This is a genomic window from Shimazuella sp. NTD247 (assembly GCF_059510415.1).
The window spans coordinates 21,258-41,324 of the sequence record NZ_JCAJZU010000011.1 but is presented as its reverse complement, the minus strand read 5'-3'; the positions used below and the strand labels follow the sequence as shown (position 1 = coordinate 41,324).

Genomic DNA, 20,067 nt, shown 5'->3' with positions numbered 1-20,067 from the left:
ATAACTCCACCTTTTAAAGGATACAGCTTTTATGGATTCTGGCAACTTTTTTTGGCTTCCAACCAATTATAGGTTTCTGGTATACTTAACGAAGATTTATTGTAAACTTAAAAATATATTCGGTTTACAATCAGAAAGAGGTGTATCTTTGTCAGTTAAATATACGGAGTTATTGGAAAAAAACAAGAAATATTTATGGAATCCATTTACACAAATGAAGAATTATCTAGAAAGTGAGCCATTAATTATTGAGCGCGGTGAAGGTGTGAAACTGTTCGATGTACGTGGAAATGAATATTATGATGGCAACGCCTCTGTTTGGCTAAATGTCTTTGGCCATAACAAACAAGAGTTAAATGAAGCTATTGTGAGTCAACTGGAAAATATCGCTCACTCCACCTTACTTGGTATGTCAAATGTCCCATCTATCTTATTAGCTGAAAAATTAGTTCAGCTAACTCCTCCAAGCTTACAAAAAGTATTTTACTCCGATAGTGGAGCTACAGCAGTAGAAATTGGTCTTAAAATCGCTTTTCTCTATTGGAAGCATCGAGGGAAACCACAGAAGAATAAGTTTCTAAGCCTGCGAAATGCATATCATGGAGATACGGTAGGAGCTGTAAGTGTTGGAGGAATTGATACTTTTCATCATGCTTTTGATCGATTGCTTTTTCCAACAGAAAAACTATCCTATCCTTATCCATACCGTTTTTCTGGGTCCATGATGGAATGCAAGGAAGCGTGTCTCATTGAACTTCGGCAAATATTAGAAGAGAAAGCAGAACAACTAGCTGGCTTAATATTAGAGCCAATGGTACAAGGAGCCGGCGGGATCATAGTTATGCCAGATGGTTATCTTGCTGAAGTAGAAAAATTGTGCCGGAAATACGATGTTTTACTACTGGCAGATGAAGTTGCAACTGGGTTTGGTCGTACAGGGAAAATGTTTGCTTGTGAGCATGAATCAATCGAACCAGATATTATGATGGTTGGGAAAAAATTAACAGGAGGTTACTTACCTGTTGCGGCAACGCTCACCTCGAACGAAATATATGATGCATTTTATGCTGATCAAACAGAAGGGAAAACGTTCTTCCATGGTCATTCCTATACAGGCAATCAATTGGGATGTGCAGTAGCTCTTGCTAATTTAGATCTGTATGAAAAAGAAAATCTGCTCGAACATGTACAAACAACTAGTAAATTGCTTGCCAATGAGCTATTGAAACTGCAAAATTTGACACACGTTGGTGAAGTACGACAAATAGGCTTGATGGCGGGCATCGAACTCGTAAAAGACAAAATGACGAAAGATCAATACTCCATTGAAGAAGTAATTGGTGAACGAGTTTGCCATCGTGCTAAAGAACTCGGGTTAATCACACGTCCACTAGGTCCAGTGATTACTTTTCTGCCCCCTCTCATATCATCAGAACACGAAATAAAAGAGATGCTGCAACGTTTATGTCAAGCGATTCAAGAGGTTACAGAGGCATGAGTAAGGGAGTGTTTGTTACAGCAACAGGAACCGAGGTAGGAAAAACCATTATAACTGCTGGACTAGCGCTCGTCTTTCGCTCTTACGGACTTCGAGCAGGCATCTTGAAGCCGATTCAAAGCGGCCATAAGCTGTATTCACCTGAAAGTGATGGTATGCGATTAAAAACGTTGGCAAAATTGGAACAAGCAATAGAAAATATTGTTTTATATAGTTTTGATGATCCTGTAGCCCCTCAGTTAGCCTCCGAATTAAATGGCGTAACAATAGACCCAGCAAAAATATTGGAGCGGCTAAAAGAAATACAAAAAAAGTATGATGTCGTTTTGGTTGAAGGTGCAGGCGGTTTGTTGGTTCCAATTCTAGAACACTACACAATGGCAGATTTAGCACGAGACATTGGTTGGCCAATGATTATTGTTGCCCGCCCTCTTCTAGGTACAGTGAATCATACTGTCTTAACTGCATTAGCAGCCCGTCAGTACGGATTAGTTCCAAGTGGCGTTATTTTAAATGGTTTAAAAGAAAGTGAACAAGATTTGAGTGTACCACATAATGCTAAATTTATTGAACAAATGTCATCTGTTCCTGTGTTAGGGACTGTTCCTTGGATAAAAGAAACCATTGAATCAGATATTTTACAACAAATAATTCAGCAGTACGTAGATATACCAAAATTAATTTTTCATTTGGGTTGGAGGATATAATGAGTAAACAAATTCAAAAAACAAGCAATCTCCTTTGGGAGAAGTATGCAGATAAAGCTTTAAATGGCGAACGATTATCAATGGAAGAAGGACTATCCATTCTAAACGCAGATGATGATCAATTAATGCCGTTATTGCAAGCTGCTTTTCGAGTTAGAAGGCATTACTTTGGCAAAAAAGTAAAACTCAATATGATTATTAATACAAAGAGCGGTTTATGCCCAGAGGATTGTGGTTATTGCTCTCAATCGATTGTCTCTACTGCTCCGATTGAAAAATATAACATGCTAAAAAAAGACGTGATTATTTCTGGGGCAAAAGAAGCACTGGCACGTCAAGCAGGCACTTATTGTATTGTTGCAAGTGGACGTGGACCGACTGAAAATGAATTAGAAGAAGTTATTCAAGCAGTAAAAGAAATAAAAAAAGATTTTAAAATGAAGGTATGTGCATGTTTAGGTATTTTACGAAATGATCAAGCTGCTCGTTTAAAAGATGCTGGTGTAGATCGTTATAATCACAATATCAATACAAATAAAGATCATTTCGACGTAATTACAACTACCCATAATTATGATCATCGAGTGCAAACAGTAGAGATGGTCAAAAAAGCTGGGATGTCCCCTTGTTCTGGACTTATTGTAGGTATGGGGGAAACAACGGAACAAGTAGTGCAAACTGCTTATGCATTACGTGATTTAGATGCAGATTCTATTCCAGTGAATTTTTTGAATTCGATTCCGGGAACCCCGCTAGAAAATATGAAAAACTTAAATCCTCTTTACTGCCTAAAAGTATTGGTGCTCGTGCGTTTTATTAATCCTAGTAAAGAAATCCGTGTATCTGGAGGAAGAGAAGTAAATCTTAGACAGTTGCAACCCTTATCTCTCTATCCAGCTAATGCTATTTTTGTAGGTGATTATCTTACAACAGAGGGGCAAGCATCTTATTTGGATCATCAAATGATTGAAGATCTTGGCTTTGAAATCGAACAATGCGCTCTATGAACTGGGATAATTGGATTCAGCTAGAGTTAGATCAGTTAACAAATAGAGGATTGAAGCGTGAGCTGAAAGTATTATCTCAAGCAGATAAACCGATTTGTTACTGTCAAGGTAAAAAAATGATTAATCTTTCATCCAATAACTATTTGGGATTAGCAAATCATTCACGACTTATCGATGCAATGCAAAACGCTGTGTCATTTGGTGCTGGATCACCATCTTCTCGCTTGATTGCAGGTCATAACAGTCATATAGAACAGTTAGAATCAGAAATAGCGGATTGGCAAGAAACAGAAAATTCTCTGGTTTTTGGTTCTGGTTATATGGCCAATACAGGGATATTGTCTGCGTTTTTAAGTAATCGAGATGCAGTATTTAGTGATCAATATAACCATGCAAGCATTGTAGATGGAATAAAGCTCAGTGGTGCTGCTTCATACCGATATCGTCATAACGACATGAAACATTTAGAAAAACTGTTACAGCTGGCCGATAACAAAGGACATAGAAGAAAGTTAATTGTGACAGATGCGGTATTCAGTATGGATGGGGATATTGCTCCGCTTTATGACATTATTCATTTAAAAGAAAAATATGGAGCAGTACTGTTACTAGACGAAGCACATAGTACTGGTGTGATGGGACCATTCGGAAAGGGACTTGCCCATGAATTGGGTGTTGCAGATCATGTGGAACTCAAAATGGGGACTTTTAGTAAATCTTTTGGTGTCTATGGTGCTTTTCTTGCTGGTAAAGCAGAATGGATTCAGTATCTCATACATACTTGCCGCAGTTTTATTTATACAACCGCACTGCCCCCTATCGTAATTGCCGCAATACGAGAATCATTGCAATTGGTCAAAGATAGCGCCCTTTCCAGGCAGAGCCTTTCAACCAAAAGTAAATATTTTCGTGATGCTTTGTGTCGAGCTGGTTTTAAGACTGCCGGGTCTTACTCCCAAATCATTCCTATTGTAATAGGAAAAAACGATATGACCTTAAAATTTAGCGAGCGATTGCAAGAGTTAGGAGTACTAGCAGTTGCTATTCGGCCGCCAACCGTTCCACTAGGTAAAGCACGAATTCGATTTTCTTTAATGGCACATCACCAAAAGGAAGATTTAGAGAAGGCACTTCAAATAGTTATCAGTGTAGGAAAAGAGTGTGGATTACTCGATGAATAAAGCATTTCTTTGGATTTCAGGATGGTCGATACCATCTAAAATATGGGAACCATTTTATCAATTTTGGCCAAATGCAAGGCACTACTGCCTATCATTCGAGATGTGTACCAAAAAAGAACAGATTTTTGAATATTCCAAACGTGTCTTAGAACAAATAGATGCACCCTCCGTTAGACTTGTTGGCTGGTCACTCGGGGCAATGATTGCTTTGCAATTAGCCTCCCAGTTTCCATCCAAAATAGAACATCTATTTTTAATTGCAGGTGTGAATCGTTTTATTAAACAAGATTCTGCTAGTCTTGGTTGGGATGCATGTATCTTACAACAAATGAAAAAAAAGCTGTATTCCAATGCATCTTTGGTAGTACAGAAATTTGATCAAAAAATGTTTACGAAATTCGAAAAAAAAGCAGGTTATTTGCAAAAGTGGAATCAAGAATTTCGAGGTAAAGAACTTGATGTGGAAATGCTTCAAGCAGGCCTAGATTACTTACAATCTTTTCATTTCACCAATGAACAACTAAATATTCCAATCTCACTGCTCGCTAGTGAAAAAGACCAAATTTGTTCTGTGGAGATGACAACTGAGCTCGAAAAGCAATTAGCCCTTGTAAATTGCAGCATTTGGAAACAATGTGGTCATGCGAGTTTTTGGATACAGCGTGAAGCATTTCATCAATGGATCCAAGGGGAGCTTGATAATGAGCATAAATAAATCGTTTGTTTCACGTCGATTTAATCGGGCAGCTTCTACCTATGACCAACATGCCATTATTCAAAAACAAATGGCAGAACATTTAATCCAGATGTTACAAAAATATAAGCACCCAGTAGAATTCATTTGTGAAATTGGCTGTGGGACAGGGTATTTAACAAACTTACTCAGTCAAACTTATCCTTCTGCAAAAATAATAGCTATCGACCTGGCTTCGCAAATGATTGAAACAGCAAAAATGAAACTAAGTAATCCTAATGTTACATGGATTGTCGGTGATGCAGAAGAAGGATTGAAAGACATAACTCATTCCTTTGATATAATTATTTCCAATGCGACTATCCAGTGGTTTTCTCACCCGTGTGAAACACTGCAATACTGGTTGCAACTTTTACGGCCGGAAGGCCTGTTTCTAGCTTCTACTTTTGGAAAAGATACTTTTCAAGAGTTGACAACGCTTTTTCATCAAATAGAAGTAGAATTGGAAATAGAACACAGCCAGCATCATTTAACGATGCAAGATAGGTTTTTTTGGAAAGAACTGCTAAAAAAACAAGGCTTAGGTTGTGTGATAACAGAAGAAAATAAGATAAAAAGCTTCTATAAAAACAGTCGCTGTTTTTTACAAAGTATTAAAGCAACAGGTGCAAATTATAGTGAAGGAGTTTCCACTCTCTCTGCAACTCGCCTTCTACTACAGAAAGTTATGCAGGAGTACAATTACAAGTATCAACATAAATCTCAAGTATTCGCTACTTACCATCTAATTTACTTATACGGGCAAAAAGAGTAATGCCAGGAATTGCCAATTGATATAGTTGTGTCGGGTGAACACATTCCTGTTTCCCGACACATACTTGTATATAAATGGAGAATCAAATTTTGTTTCGAGGCTGTCCGCAAACAATTACTCTTCGGTCAACAACTTCGTAGATTCTCTAATAATAAGTCGGTGCGGAACAATTACTTGTGTTAATAAATCTTTTTCACCAGTTAACTTTCGGATCAAGTGCTGCACTGTCTGATATCCTAACTGATAAATCCCAACATCAATCGTCGTAATGGGTGGATTGCTCATATCAGACATATTAATATTATTAAATCCAGCAATCGAAACATCCTGCGGGATACGAAATCCAGCTTCTACTAATTCCCGGATCAAATGAATTGCGATCATATCATCAATCACTAAAATCGCAGTTGGCCGTTGATTCGTATTCATCAACATGGAAATGGTGTGATATCCATTTTGTTCTAACATCTCAGCACTGATGATCCAATCGGGATTTAGCACACAAGCCGCTTCTTTTAAAGCTTTTTTAAACCCTTCTAAGCGGTCTTCAGAAACTACCAGATCAGGTGATCCTGTTACAATTCCAATTTTGCGATGTCCTTTGGATAACAGAAAATTTGTCAAATCATAAGCAGCCTTAATATTATCATTGTTGACAGATAGAACATGCGGATATTCTTGCGATCTGCCGAGCAGTACAAAAGGAAAATCATACTCTAGTAATTTTTTTACGATTGCATCGTCTTTACTTGGACTCATTAAGATGACACCATCTATCCTTTTTCCCAAAACCATACGATTGATTGCCTCTAACTCTTCATTTTGATTTCTAGCTGAAGATAAGAGCAGATCATATTTTTTATTATTTGCATATGCTAACATTCCTCTTAAAACTTCAGAAAAAAAAGGATTTATAAAAAGATTATCCGAAGAATATGGAAGAACTAGTCCAATCGTCTGTGTATGTTTGGAGACTAGACTCTTTGCCATGATATTCGGATGGTAATCCAGTTTACTCATTGCATCTCTCACTTTTTTCTGTGTCGCAGGGCTGATTCTCGGATGATTGGAGATGACTCGAGATACAGTCGAAGGCGAAACTCCTGCTAACTGAGCCACATCTTTAATTGTTACAGCAGACATAATCCACCTCCTGTGCAAACGTTTCCACTACTATATTAACAGATAAGAATTCATATGCAAATATCGTATAGAATTTTATATAATTCAATATAATTTATTCATCTTTGCCTGAAATTGCATAAAAAAAACTGTTTTCATATCGATTTTTTTATTGTAGGATAAAGGCAAACGTTATTCTTGATTATTTGTTCTGTATGAAAGCGGTTTCTTTTGCTGTTTTCGTGTCAAGTAATCGGACATAATCACAAATGTATTTTTCCATTAAAATACATTTAGTGCAAACGTTTTCCAGTATTTTATAAAGGATGGTTCAAATGAAACTCGGTACTTTTACAGTACTATTTAGCAAAATGAAGTTCGAAGACATGCTCGATCATGTCGCAGCAAAAGGCATTGAAGCCGTAGAAATTGGCACTGGTGGTTATCCAGGCAATGCTCATTGCAATCCTCAAGAACTTTTAGAGGATGCATCAAAATTACGCGCTTTTAAAAAAGCAATCGATGATAGAGGGTTGACCATTAGTGCCTTCAGTTGTCATGCGAATCCGCTAACTCCAGATCGTAGTTTTGCAGAGGAGTCGCATAACTTATTTCTCCAAACGGTTCAATTGGCAGAAAAATTAGACGTCCCAGTAATCAATTGCTTTTCAGGAACTCCTGGAGACCAAGAAAATGCAAAACACCCAAACTGGCCTGTTGTTACTTGGCCAACAGAATACCGTGATGTTTTAAAATGGCAATGGGAAGAGAAAATTATTCCTTATTGGAAAGAAGCGGGAAAATTTGCTCAAGACCATAATGTGAAAGTTGCATTGGAACTACACGGTGGTTTTTCTGTTCATACTCCTGCTACTCTTTTGAAATTACGAGAAGCTGTTGGGGAGGTGATAGGTGCAAACCTTGATCCAAGTCATATGTGGTGGCAAGGAATTGATCCTGTTGCAGCAATTAAAATTTTAGGAAGAGAAAATGCCATTTATCATTTCCATGCAAAAGATACTTCCATTGACCAAGAGCATGTGAATATGTATGGAATTACAGACATGCAACCATTTGAAAACTTACAAACTCGTGCATGGCAATTCCGTACTGTTGGATTTGGTCATGATTTGAAAACATGGGCCGACATTCTCAGCACGCTTCGTGTAATTGGTTATGACTATGTGGTGAGCATTGAACATGAAGATGCATTCTTCTCTGCAGAAGAAGGGTTCCAAAAAGCAGTAAACAATTTAAAACAAGTTATCCCACAAGAACCATTACCAAGCTTATGGTGGAATTAGGAGTGAATACCATGGAACCTTTACGTATTGGAGTTATTGGCTGTGGTAGTATCGCCAAACATCGCCATATCCCAGAATACGCTCAAAACCCAAATGTAAAACTAATAGCATTTTCCGATGATGTACTAGAAAGAGCAGAAGAATTCTCTACACTTTATGGAGGAACTGCTTACAATGACTATAAAAAATTGCTGGAAAATGAAAAACTAGACGCGGTTAGTGTTTGTACACCAAATGCTTTTCATGCTCCGATCTCCATTGCAGCAATGAAACATGGTCTTCATGTCCTCTGTGAAAAACCGATGTCCATCACATTGGAAGAAGCAGAAGAAATGATCCAAACAGCGGAAGAAAATAAAGTGCAGCTCATGATTGGTTATAATCAGCGTTATTTCTCTCCACATGTAATTGCCAAGGAAATCATCGAGAGTGGACGACTTGGGAAAGTATTGACTTTCCGTACTACCTTCGCTCATGGTGGACCAGAGCAGTGGAGTGTAGAGAAAGAAAATTCTTGGTTTTTCTCCAAAAAGAAAGCTTTTATTGGTTCTTTAGGAGATCTGGGCGTACACAAAATTGATCTCATCACATGGTTGTTAAACGAAAAAATTGTGGAGGTTAGTGCCCTTATTGCTACCTTACAAAAACCTGGTGATGTAGATGATAATGCTGCCATTGTAGCAAAAACAAGTTCTGGAGCAATCGGAACCATCACTACAAGCTGGACACTTGTTCCAGGAGAAGATAACAGCACTGTCATTCATTTTGAAAATGGAACAATGAAATTAATTACAGATACTGAATATCCATTGATTGTAGAATACCGTGATAGTTCAGTAGAAAAACACACCGTCGATGCTGTATCCACCAATGAAGTGCAATTAAACAGTGGTGTGATCGATGCATTTGTCGATGCTTTAATCAATCACCGAGATGTACCGATTACAGGATTAGATGGACTTAACTCAATGCGAGTTGTTATAGCTGCATTGCAATCAAGTGAAGAGAGAAAGACTATTCCTATCGCATACTAGACATGGAGGAAACATGATGAAATTAGGGAAAAAACTTCTATCGCTTGGTATTGTTGCTAGTCTGGTCGTAGGTATCACTGCTTGTTCTTCCAATACGACAACAGAAGATTCAAAGAAATCGGAAGTTGTTAACCTAACATTCGCACGTGGAAAAGATGCAAATGGTAGTACAACAAAATTGATCGAAGCATTTGAAAAAGACCATCCAAATATCAAAGTACACTTCAAAGAAATGCCTGCTGATTCAGGACAAAATCATGATCAACTCGTTACTATGCTCAGTAGTAAATCTAGTGAAATTGATGTTATCGATCTAGATGTTATCTGGCCTGCTGAGTTTGGACAAGCTGGTTATCTTCAACCGCTAGATCGTTATATTCAAAGTGACAATATCCCAATGGACAAATATGTCCAAGGTGCTGTTGAAGCTGGGAATGTGAACGGACAGCAATATGCAATGCCTCGTTTTATTGATGCCGGTCTTCTATTTTATCGCACGGATTTAGTGAAGAATCCTCCAAAAACGTGGGATGAATTACTAGCTCAAGCAAAACAATTAAAAGGGCAAGGCGGTACGCAGTTTGGTTACCTCATGCAGGCTAAGCAATACGAAGGACTTGTATGTAATTTCATCGAGTTTGCTGGTTCTTATGGTGGTAGAATTTTAGATAGCAAAGGGAATGTGGTAGTTAACAGCCCGGAAACAATCAAAGGCTTGAAAAAGATGATGGAAATTGCTCAGTCAGATGTCGTGCCTAAAAACATCTCTACCTTTACAGAAGTAGAGTCTCATACTGCATTTATTCAAGGGCAATCTCCATTTATCCGTAACTGGCCATACCAATATGCCCTTGCACAAGATAAAACACAATCCAAAATCGTTGGAAAAATTGGTGTAGCTCCGCTGCCTGCTGGGGATCAAGGTTCTGCAGCTGCTCTAGGCGGCTGGATGTCTGGTATTAGCAAATATTCGAAGCATAAAAAAGAAGCTTGGGAATTTTTGAAATTTATTACCGGTCCAGAAGGACAAAAAATCGCAGCACAATACGGTTCTACACCGACCTATCTTCCATCATTCGATGATAAAGATGTGCAAAAATCTAATCCACTTTATGCAAATAAAAACTTCATAGAAGGAATTAGCAAAGCAATTCCACGTCCTGTATCCCCTGTTTACCCAGCTTTGTCCGACGCAATGCAAATTGAGCTTTCCAAAGCTGTGACTGGACAACAAACTGCTGAAGTAACCGTGAAAAACATAGAGACGAAATTGAATGCTATCCTGAAAAAGTAGTGAAGGAATAGAAATCTTGGAGAGTCACCTCCATGGCTCTCCAACTTCTATAGGTGGTGAAAGATTTGAAGTCCAAACGAAGCTTAAATGAGAAAAATATTGCTTACTTGTTTATTCTGCCTGCTGTTCTCATTATTCTTGTCATTGCGGTTTACCCGGTTATTCGCACATTTTGGTTAAGTTTATACGATGTAGAACTAAATAACCCTTCTAAAAACGATATATATACAAGTTACAACCTAGATATGGATGGTTTTGTTGAAAAGTACCCTATCTTCATCAACTTGATTGATCGAACAAGTAAAAAACCCGAAAATAAGAATAACACAGCTGCCCTCGATAAAATAAGGCAACAAGCAGTTGCAGTCAAAGAAAATCTAGCACAGGACGCTAACTTTGCAAAACAGTATAACCAAGTCGATTCGATCCAATTAAATGATGGAAATGTTCCAGAAACATTAGCCACATTTTCCCTGAATAAAAAATCTGCTACTTATTTACTCCAAGAATTGAAAGCGCTTCAAAAAGAGGTGCGTGCTTTAACGGTAAAAGATACCTATAAACAGGGAATGCTAGGATTACTAACGGGATTGCAGCAAACCGTGATCGTACCAAACTTTGTTGGCTTTGACCATTATATTTATTTGATGAAACAAACTCGTTTCTGGCTTTCCATTTGGAATACCACACTATTTACAGTTGTTTCTGTTGGCATAGAATTAATCCTTGGTTTAGCTATCGCATTATTGATCAATCGACAGTTTCGCGGACGTGGCATTGTACGTGCATCTGTACTTGTCCCTTGGGCAATTCCTACAGTTGTGTCTGCTTTAATGTGGAAATTTATGTTTGACGGCCAAAATGGAATATTAGCAAAAGCTTTTCATTCCATTGGACTTATTCCAGATATGGGAACACTTCTTACATCCAAATTCTGGTCGATGTTTTCTGTCATCTTTGCTGATGTTTGGAAGACTACACCTTTTATGACATTACTACTGCTTGCAGGGCTTCAAACTATATCAGGCTCTTTGTACGAAGCAGCACATGTAGATGGGGCATCTCGGGTACAACAGTTTTTTAGTATCACTTTGCCTTTATTGAAACCAACCATACTAGTAACACTATTATTTCGTACACTCGATGCTTTTAAAATTTTCGACCTCGTCTATGTTCTCACAGGAGGCAGTAATTCCACCGAAACCATTTCTATTTATACGTATAAAGTTATGTTTTCCCAAATGAATTTTGGTGAAGGATCTGCTCTTTCTGTAATCGGTTTCATCTGTATTGCCATCATCAGCATCATCTACATTCGTTTCCTTGGTGCGAATGTGATGAGTAATAATCAATCCCATTAAGGAGGGACAGTCATGCGTAAGAAAATCTTTTTTTACCTTTTTGTTTGTTTGTTTCTCTTCGCTGTTCTGTTCCCATTCTTTTGGCAATTTATTACGTCCATTAAACCACCTGCTGAATTGTTTGGGGATCATGCATTTACGTTTTATACCACAAACCCAAGTTTGCAAAGCTATATGAATGTGTTTACAGATGAAAAGAGACCATTTCTTCGTTATTTATGGAACAGTACAGTTGTCTCTACAATCACCACTGCTTTCAGCTTAGTTATTGCATCTTTTACTGCCTATGCGATAGCTAGATTACACTTTAGAGGGAAAAATATACTCCTTGGGGTTATCCTCGCTATTTCGATGTTTCCACAAATTGCAACGATCGCCCCACTATTTTTGTTCCTGCAAAAATTTGATCTGACCAATAGCTATTTTGGATTGATTCTACCTTACACAACGTTTGCCTTGCCTCTTGCAATTTGGAATTTAACTACGTACTATAAACAAATTCCTTTGGAATTGGAAGAATCAGCAAAAGTAGACGGCGCTTCTGCCTTTCAACGTTTCTATCGAATTATCGTTCCACTCGTTCTCCCTGGTACATTTACAACTGCAATCTTGGTGTTCATTGCTGCATGGAATGAATTCCTTTTTGCCCTAACCATTAATACTGAAGAAATGTACAAAACGATTCCAGTAGGAATCGCTTTATTCCAAGGGCAATTTATCATTCCATGGGGGGACATTGCAGCTGCATCCGTCATCGTCACCATACCACTCATTGTATTGGTGTTGTTCTTTCAGAGATGGATCGTTGCAGGCCTTACCTCAGGTGCAGTGAAAGAATAGAACCGTGTTACGAACCGATATTTATTTTTATCGGTTCGTTTCTTTATATAAATAGCTGTTCGCTGATTCCAGACTTTTTGAACTTAGGATTCTAATATGGGATTTCTCATTCATGTAAATGAAATCACCACTAATGACCCTAAGCAGGATAATATAAAATCATGCTTAAATTCGTTTGCTCCTGTCCATTATTAATATAGTCATGTGGTCGATCTGCTTTAAAGCGGATTGAATCCCCTGAATGAATCACAAATTTCTCATCACCTATGCTTACCGTTAATTCCCCATCAAATATAGTGATATATTCTTCTGTGCCTTCTGAATGTGCTTCTGATTGAACAAATGCCCCTGGTTCAATTTCAACGGTATAAATTTCAAATCTCCTTCCATCTTCAAAAGGAAAATTCGAATATACCCTATATTTCCCATCGCACTCGGTCAACGTTTGTAATTCGTTTTTTCGGATTACTTTTGTATCTGGCAGAGGAGTATTTATTAAGGAACTAAACGAAATTTTAAGTCCACTCGCTATTTTCCAAATTGTTTTGATAGTAGGGCTCGATTCTCCTCTTTCGATCTGTCCGATCATTGTTTTGCTTACACCCGTTAGTTCTGCCATTTTTTCTAAACTCAGTTTCTTATCTTCTCGAAATGTCTTAAGGTTTTTCGCAATAATATGGTTTATTTCTTCCATCTTAAACTCCTTTTAAAAACAATATAACGCATGATATGTACAATAAAACGTATTGTATGTTATAGTGTCTGTATTAGTCATTATAACATACAACGAGGAGCGCTTGGTCATGCCAGTACTATCTTTTTTACTCTATCTTTTTGTCACGAGCTTCACACCTGGACCAAACAACATTATGGGCATGGTTTTTGGAAATAAGTACGGCGTAAAACGTTCCATTCGGTTTTGTTTAGGAGTTGGGACCGGATATTTTTTTGTTATGTTAGCATGTTGTTATCTCAATCTTTTGCTGCAAAATATAATTCCTAGTATTCAATTTGCACTAACTATTTTAGGCGGACTATATATGCTTTACTTAGCCTATAAAATTCTTACCAGCAAAACACTAAATGAAAAAGAAGAAAAAGAGCAGAATCATATTTATGTGACAGCGATATTGTTGCAGTTTATTAATCCCAAAGGAATATTATCCGGGATAACATTAGTGACAACTTTTATTCTTCCTTTCTTCCATTCGAATATAAGTTACATACTATTGTCTCTCGTTGTCGCTTTCACAGGATTTTTATCAACATTATGCTGGAGCTCATTCGGTTCTGTTTTCCAATCCTTTTTAACAAAATATCGTACTCCTTTTAATGTTGTAATGGCATTATCCCTTGTTTATATCTCTGTTTCTATTTTTATGGAATGATGGTTCTCCTTGTTACGCTGGAAAGCAAGGATGGGGGGCAGCTTAATCCAAGGGACTTCGTTATTCAAGGCGTAAAGGGAGAGTTTTATCCAGCTCGTCCAAGTAGCTTTCAGATTCGCTATACGCCGCTTGGCGGCGATAAGTACAAAAAGAATCCTGTTATTGTAGAAGCGCTGAAGTACATTGGTAACAACCTAGAGGAGATTAAAAGTTTGCCAAGAACAGTGTCGTTTCTAAAAACAACAAGCTTTACATTCGTACACATCGTGGCAACCTCGAACTTGATGTCAATGCTTATGCAGTTACGAATGCTACGAATACAGGTTTCATTGTGCATGAAGGAAAACTCTTCGAACAAACCCATGACCTTGTGAAGTAATCAAAGGGTACTTTTTGAGGTTACAAAAATAAAACACCTCAAAAAGGGCGAACTGATTATATCAGTCCGCCCTTGCAATTAAATAAATCCACCATTGACTCGAATCGTTTGCCCTGTAACCCACTGTGATTCTTCACTTGCTAGAAATGCTACAATATTCGCGATATCTTCTGGTTCTCCCAATCTCCCAAATGCATTCCCGCTGCCAATAGCATTAATTTGTTCATCTGTTTTCCCTGCAGTAAACAGTTCCGTGTTGACAGGTCCAGGAGCGACCGCATTAATCGTAATTCCTTTAGAACCCAGTTCCTTTGCTAACTGACGAGTAAATTGTTCCACTGCACCTTTTGTTCCAGCATATACGCTATATGCTGGAAACATCTGTCCAACCATCGAAGTAGAAAAATTGATGATACGTCCATTCTCGTTCATATGGAGTGCTGCTTGCTGAATGGCAAAATAGGTGCCTTTGACGTTTGTAGCAAATTGTTTGTCAAAATCTTCTTCTGTCACTTGTAGTAAGGCTTTATTGGTCATCACACCTGCGTTATTAACCAAGATATCTAATCTCCCAAAGATAGAGATTGTTTTCTGAAATAAATTTTCAATGCTGGATACCTTGCTGATATCTGCTTGTACAGCAATCGCCTCTCCACCATGGGATTGTATCATCGCTACAGCTTCTTCCGCTTGAGATACACTATTGGCATAGTTAATCACAACCTTTGCACCTTCCAGGGCAAGTCTTGCTGCTACTTCCCTTCCTATCCCTTTGGCGGCACCAGTTACGATTGCTATTTTGCCATCCAATTTTTTCTCCATCATCTTAACCTCTTTCAACGTTAGCAATTGCAATAGATTGCACATATTTTTCTTCCATTTTGTGGTAAATCTCAATTTTATCTTGAATCGCTTTTAGATTTTGTTTCACTTCATCTAAATGTTCTTCTACTTGCTGATGGTAATCTTCAAGCATCTTTCGTCTCTGCGTAATTGTCTCTTCTCCTTTTAAACGAAGTTCAGCATATTCTTGCATCTGTTGAATAGGCATTCCTATCGCACGTAGACGATTGAGAAACTCTACCCATACAATATCGGCTTCGGAATAAAGACGATATCCGTTCTCCTTTCGTTGAATAGAAGTGATCAAACCAATTTTTTCATAATATCTTAATGTATGCGTACTTAAACCAGTGATTTGAGACATCTTTTGGATCGTCAACAATTTAGTCATGCCTTTAGTATACACTTTTGAGTTTAATCTAATGTTCATTTTTCTTCTTTTTGCGTAAGCATTTGTTTTAACGTGTTCAGTGCATTAATTGCTGTTGGAAAACCAGAATATGGAACAGTTTGGATAATTATTTCTTCTATTTCTTCTGGTGTTAGACCAACGTTTAATCCACCGCCAATATGCACTTTCAACTGAGGTTCTCTTCCTGCTAACACTGTCAGCATTGCAATCGTAGCGATCTCTCGTTCTCTTAAACTCAATCCTTCTCGACTATAGATATCTCCAAAAGCAAACTCCACAATATATTTACCCAAATCTCCCAATGGACTTACTACATCATTTCCTGCTTGTCCATCCACTTCTGCTAACTTTGCTAATCCGCGCTCAAATCTTGTTTCTTCTACCATTTTCATCGTCTCCCTCTGTTTCATCATGTTGTTTATGTTCGTACTTGGTTATGGTGCAACTATACACCTTAGAGTTCACTCTAATGCAAGCCTTCTATACGAAGAAAATTTATTATGTATATTCTGATAATAACAAAGAAAAAAACCCTCAATCGAAGGGTTTTCATTTCTAACTATATAATTCTCTCTTCTGTCTCCTTATCAAAGACGTGTGTCTTATTCATATCGATCGCAAGTTGAATTACCGTATTTGGAGTAAAATGATTTCGAGCATTCACTCTAGCAGTCAATGAATCCGTTCCAAAGCCGTTTACATACAGGAACATTTCTGAACCCATATTTTCTACTACATCTATATTAGCTTGAATAATACTATCTTTTAATGTCTCCATTACAACCAGCTCATCGTGAAGCACCTCTGGTCGAATACCAAGCACGACTTCTCTCCCAATATAGTCTTTTTCTCGTAAAACTGATGAGCGTCCCTCTGGAAACTTCACACTCCCATTTACAGTATCAAAAAACAGCGCTGATCCTTCTTCGCGCAATTTACCAAGAACAAAATTCATAGCTGGAGAACCTATAAAACTAGCAACAAATTGATTCGCAGGACGTTGGTAAATTTCCGTTGGTGTATCGATTTGTTGGATAACACCATCTTTCATCACAACAATTCTTGATCCCATTGTCATTGCTTCTGTTTGATCATGAGTTACATAAATAACCGTCGTTTGAAGCCGCTGATGCAATTTACTGATTTCTGTACGCATTTGTACACGCAGTTTGGCATCTAGATTAGAAAGCGGTTCATCCATTAAAAACACAGAAGGTTCACGTACAATTGCCCTGCCCAAAGCTACCCGTTGACGCTGGCCACCTGAAAGCGCTTTCGGTTTGCGATCTAATAAATGCTCAATATCTAAAATTTTTGCCGCTTCACGTACTTTTTGATCAATTTCGTTTTTTGGCGTTTTTTTCAAGCGCAGTCCAAAGGACATATTTTCATAGCAAGTCATATGGGGATATAATGCATAGCTTTGAAAAACCATGGCGATATCTCTATCTTTTGGATGTACATCATTAACAAGACGATCGCCAATATAGAGTTGTCCTTCAGTAATTTCCTCTAATCCCGCAATCATTCGAAGTGTTGTCGTTTTTCCACATCCTGATGGCCCTACTAATACGAGGAATTCTTTATCTTTTATTTCCAAATCCAAATTATTAATGGTGGTAGTATCTCCATAACGTTTGTAGATGTTATTTAAACGCACTCCAGACACAGATGAAAACCTCTCTTCACTTTTCAGATTAATAGAGTAGATTTGGTTAATTTTCTATTATCGATCCTACTTATAGCATAATCAAAATCTCCTTATACCTCAAGAATTATTTATCTCTTTTTAAATATTTTATGTCAACTGTACCTATATAAGGCAAAAAATGAAATGATAGATCGTATGTTCGTTATTTGTCAAGCTTATCTGAAAAATAGTCAAACTTACGAAAGAACAAAAAATATTCTGATGCTCGCTTTCATCCCACGATTTAAACTTTGAGTTTTTTCGCTCGCAATGTTATAAAAAATGATTTAGACCTTCCTCATCTCCATTAGAAGCGAATGCTAAACTATCTAAGGAATCACAATTGAATTTAAAATTCATCAATCAAAAGAGCAGATTCTATGCTAGAAGAGCCTGCTCTTTTGATGAGAGTATGTAATTTTTTGGGATAACTTATTCTGTTAAATCAGCCACTTCATAGCCAATCCGTGCTATAGTCTTGCGTAAGCTATCTGTCATTTCACCAGTAAACCTTTTTTCTTTTCCCATAAACAACGATACTTCACAGGGGGTAACTTTTGTTGCCCTTGTCATCATTTCACTGCCTAGATCGGAAAAAATAAGCCCTTGTATTACTTCTTCAGATTCAAAATGAGTTTCCATCATAAGTTCAAATCCATTTAATTCTTTTGAAATATCAGGACTAATATGAGAGATAATTGTTACATCTGTACAAATAATCCCGGGCATTTTATGAATGACAGGATAAATTTCCTCAGTATAATGTTTTAGTAGAGCATCTAGGTTCCCAATATTTTTAAAGACTGTAATCAATTTAACCATACTTCCATTCTCCCTTTTTCACGTCAAAGATGTAAGCCCATACAATTTATTTCATTACAGATGAATTAATATTATTTTTGAAATAATAGTTATTATAATTTATTTGGTATGTGTTGGTTTTTTCATGAAAAATAGTCATTTTCAAGAGTATGCTTCATCTGTCTCATGGTTTAATTTATCAATTTTTCGATCAAATAGAAAGACCAAGTTGCATAAATATTTTAAAGGAAACGAAAAAACCAAATCTCCTCAACTGAGGAGGTTCTTTTTACTTATTTGATTGGCTATTCAGCAGTTATAAAGACTAGTTCCAGTATTTATAAAGATTCAGGAAATCGTTAATTTCACAACTCCCAGAAAAATTATTTTTAATAACAAAACAATTATAATGCAAAAGTTTACTATCACTGTTATTTCTAGTTAAAAACTTTTTATTTATTTCTTTTAGAATATTAATTTATAATAGAATATAAAGATAAAATTTTGAAATTTGGAGGAACTAGTTTGAAACATTCTATTAATAATCCCTTTCCTTGGTTTAAAACAATGATTACGGAAAGCCCTGTCGTTTACGATGCGGATTTTGTACACTTTTTTGGTTCAAAAGGTACATGGCATGTTTTTCGTTATGATGATGTACAGAGCGTATTAGGCGATTATGAAAATTTTTCCGCGGAATATCTTCCTAAAGTAGAAGAAAGTCCGTTAACAGATGCTTTGCAGGTTAATGATCCGCCTTATCATACGAAACTTCGTTCATTAGTGTCCAAAGCTTTTACGCCAAAAGCAATTGAAGATATGAAACCTTGGATTGAAGAGATCACCAATGAATTACTAGATCAAGTCACTGACCAAGGTGAGATGGATATCGTAAAGGATTTAGCAACTCCAGTACCCATCCAAGTTATTGCAAAAATGTTAGGAGTCCCCTATAAAGATCGAGAAAAATTTAAATATTGGTCTACTATCTTTGTCAAACAACCATCAGAAGTAGAAGGTGGAATCGAAGGTTATCTCCAAGTTCAGCAAGAGATGAGTCAATATTTTATAGAAATGATTGCAACACGTCAAGAGAATCCCACAAATGATCTGATCTCTCATCTCGTACAAGCAGAAATAGATGGCGGAAAATTGTCTACAAAAGAGTTATTAGCTTTTTGTATCACTTTATTAATAGCTGGAAATGAAACCACTACCAACCTGATTAGTAATTCCCTGTTTATCTTCATGGAAAATCCTAAAATGCAAGAACATCTCTACCAACATCCAAAAGATATTGCAAAAGCAATCGAGGAAGTATTGCGATATCGCTCACCTATTCTATATACCACCCGAATCGCTACCAAAGATATTCAACTACGAGGACAATTGATTAAAAAAGGCGACCTTGTCAATACTTGGATAGGCTCCGCCAACCATGATGAATCCGTGTTTGAAAATCCCGATCAATTTGATATTCATCGAACCAATTTGAGACATACCACGTTTGGACATGGAGTTCATTTTTGTATTGGAGCCCCTTTAGCTCGTTTAGAGGCAAACATTGTACTGAGAATTTTGTTTGAACGGTTCAAACAATTTCAATTAAAGTTTGATGGACCACTAACGATGAATCAAACTGCTCTCATGTTCTCCATCAAGGAGTTACCTGTAATTTTCCAGAAAAGATAGAAATAT

General features: G+C 37.2%; 20 protein-coding genes. 13 read left to right on the top strand and 7 right to left on the bottom strand.

The features are described from left to right. Positions 1-148 precede the first annotated feature (148 nt). Genes bioA through bioC form a run of 6 tightly spaced genes read left to right on the top strand, consistent with a single transcriptional unit; the run spans position 149 to position 5,901 of the window. A complete protein-coding gene (bioA, locus tag AC5WOC_RS20570; RefSeq protein ID WP_496057298.1) occupies positions 149-1,498 on the top strand; it encodes an adenosylmethionine--8-amino-7-oxononanoate transaminase in 1,350 nt (449 codons plus the stop codon). Next, positions 1,495-2,205 (top strand): dethiobiotin synthase, encoded by a 711-nt coding sequence (gene bioD / locus AC5WOC_RS20565; RefSeq protein WP_496057297.1) that lies wholly within the window; start codon positions 1,495-1,497, stop codon positions 2,203-2,205. The genes bioA and bioD overlap by 4 nt, the downstream gene beginning before the upstream one ends. Beyond that, on the top strand, positions 2,205-3,212 hold the full coding sequence (gene bioB / locus AC5WOC_RS20560) for a biotin synthase BioB (RefSeq protein ID WP_496057296.1): 1,008 nt from the start codon (positions 2,205-2,207) through the stop codon (positions 3,210-3,212). Before bioD ends, bioB begins: the two co-directional genes overlap by 1 nt. Further along, positions 3,200-4,393 (top strand): 8-amino-7-oxononanoate synthase, encoded by a 1,194-nt coding sequence (gene bioF / locus AC5WOC_RS20555; RefSeq protein WP_496057295.1) that lies wholly within the window; start codon positions 3,200-3,202, stop codon positions 4,391-4,393. The genes bioB and bioF overlap by 13 nt, the downstream gene beginning before the upstream one ends. Continuing rightward, positions 4,386-5,108, top strand: coding sequence for an alpha/beta fold hydrolase (locus AC5WOC_RS20550; protein WP_496057294.1), 723 nt, complete (start codon positions 4,386-4,388; stop codon positions 5,106-5,108). The genes bioF and AC5WOC_RS20550 overlap by 8 nt, the downstream gene beginning before the upstream one ends. Then, a complete protein-coding gene (bioC, locus tag AC5WOC_RS20545; RefSeq protein ID WP_496057293.1) occupies positions 5,095-5,901 on the top strand; it encodes a malonyl-ACP O-methyltransferase BioC in 807 nt (268 codons plus the stop codon). The genes AC5WOC_RS20550 and bioC overlap by 14 nt, the downstream gene beginning before the upstream one ends. A gap of 114 nt (positions 5,902-6,015) precedes the next feature. On the opposite strand, the gene AC5WOC_RS20540 is transcribed toward bioC, so the two are convergent. Continuing rightward, the gene (locus AC5WOC_RS20540) at positions 6,016-7,044 is read right to left on the bottom strand and encodes a LacI family DNA-binding transcriptional regulator (protein WP_496057292.1); all 1,029 of its coding nucleotides are present in this window, start codon (positions 7,042-7,044) and stop codon (positions 6,016-6,018) included. 314 nt (positions 7,045-7,358) lie between these two features. Between AC5WOC_RS20540 and AC5WOC_RS20535 the strand changes: the two genes are divergently transcribed. The 5 genes from AC5WOC_RS20535 to AC5WOC_RS20515 all read left to right on the top strand — a co-directional run bounded on the left by AC5WOC_RS20535 (position 7,359) and on the right by AC5WOC_RS20515 (position 12,856). Continuing rightward, entirely contained in the window at positions 7,359-8,327 is a 969-nt protein-coding gene (locus AC5WOC_RS20535; RefSeq protein ID WP_496057291.1) for a sugar phosphate isomerase/epimerase family protein, read from the top strand. An 11-nt stretch (positions 8,328-8,338) separates the two neighbouring features. Beyond that, positions 8,339-9,361: a Gfo/Idh/MocA family protein gene (locus tag AC5WOC_RS20530; protein WP_496057290.1), complete on the top strand. Its 1,023-nt coding sequence runs from the start codon at positions 8,339-8,341 to the stop codon at positions 9,359-9,361. A gap of 16 nt (positions 9,362-9,377) precedes the next feature. Further along, a complete protein-coding gene (locus AC5WOC_RS20525) occupies positions 9,378-10,655 on the top strand; it encodes an ABC transporter substrate-binding protein (RefSeq protein WP_496057332.1) in 1,278 nt (425 codons plus the stop codon). 65 nt (positions 10,656-10,720) lie between these two features. Then, a complete protein-coding gene (locus AC5WOC_RS20520; RefSeq protein WP_496057289.1) occupies positions 10,721-12,016 on the top strand; it encodes a carbohydrate ABC transporter permease in 1,296 nt (431 codons plus the stop codon). Between the two features lie 12 nt (positions 12,017-12,028). Continuing rightward, the gene (locus AC5WOC_RS20515) at positions 12,029-12,856 is read left to right on the top strand and encodes a carbohydrate ABC transporter permease (protein ID WP_496057288.1); all 828 of its coding nucleotides are present in this window, start codon (positions 12,029-12,031) and stop codon (positions 12,854-12,856) included. A 139-nt stretch (positions 12,857-12,995) separates the two neighbouring features. On the opposite strand, the gene AC5WOC_RS20510 is transcribed toward AC5WOC_RS20515, so the two are convergent. Then, the gene (locus AC5WOC_RS20510; protein WP_496057287.1) at positions 12,996-13,550 is read right to left on the bottom strand and encodes a helix-turn-helix domain-containing protein; all 555 of its coding nucleotides are present in this window, start codon (positions 13,548-13,550) and stop codon (positions 12,996-12,998) included. A 109-nt stretch (positions 13,551-13,659) separates the two neighbouring features. On the opposite strand from AC5WOC_RS20510, the gene AC5WOC_RS20505 reads away from it, so the two are divergent. Continuing rightward, positions 13,660-14,244: a LysE family transporter gene (locus AC5WOC_RS20505; protein WP_496057286.1), complete on the top strand. Its 585-nt coding sequence runs from the start codon at positions 13,660-13,662 to the stop codon at positions 14,242-14,244. 457 nt (positions 14,245-14,701) lie between these two features. On the opposite strand, the gene AC5WOC_RS20500 is transcribed toward AC5WOC_RS20505, so the two are convergent. The 5 genes from AC5WOC_RS20500 to AC5WOC_RS20480 form a co-directional block, all read right to left on the bottom strand. Continuing rightward, on the bottom strand, positions 14,702-15,445 hold the full coding sequence (locus tag AC5WOC_RS20500; protein WP_496057331.1) for an SDR family oxidoreductase: 744 nt from the start codon (positions 15,443-15,445) through the stop codon (positions 14,702-14,704). Between the two features lie 4 nt (positions 15,446-15,449). Then, positions 15,450-15,857: a MerR family transcriptional regulator gene (locus AC5WOC_RS20495; RefSeq protein ID WP_496057285.1), complete on the bottom strand. Its 408-nt coding sequence runs from the start codon at positions 15,855-15,857 to the stop codon at positions 15,450-15,452. A 35-nt stretch (positions 15,858-15,892) separates the two neighbouring features. Then, positions 15,893-16,264 (bottom strand): carboxymuconolactone decarboxylase family protein, encoded by a 372-nt coding sequence (locus AC5WOC_RS20490; RefSeq protein WP_496057284.1) that lies wholly within the window; start codon positions 16,262-16,264, stop codon positions 15,893-15,895. A gap of 173 nt (positions 16,265-16,437) precedes the next feature. After that, positions 16,438-17,547, bottom strand: coding sequence for an ABC transporter ATP-binding protein (locus AC5WOC_RS20485; RefSeq protein ID WP_496057283.1), 1,110 nt, complete (start codon positions 17,545-17,547; stop codon positions 16,438-16,440). 453 nt (positions 17,548-18,000) lie between these two features. After that, on the bottom strand, positions 18,001-18,390 hold the full coding sequence (locus AC5WOC_RS20480) for a hypothetical protein (protein WP_496057282.1): 390 nt from the start codon (positions 18,388-18,390) through the stop codon (positions 18,001-18,003). 504 nt (positions 18,391-18,894) lie between these two features. On the opposite strand from AC5WOC_RS20480, the gene AC5WOC_RS20475 reads away from it, so the two are divergent. After that, on the top strand, positions 18,895-20,061 hold the full coding sequence (locus tag AC5WOC_RS20475; protein WP_496057281.1) for a cytochrome P450: 1,167 nt from the start codon (positions 18,895-18,897) through the stop codon (positions 20,059-20,061). The last annotated feature ends 6 nt before the right edge of the window (positions 20,062-20,067 follow it).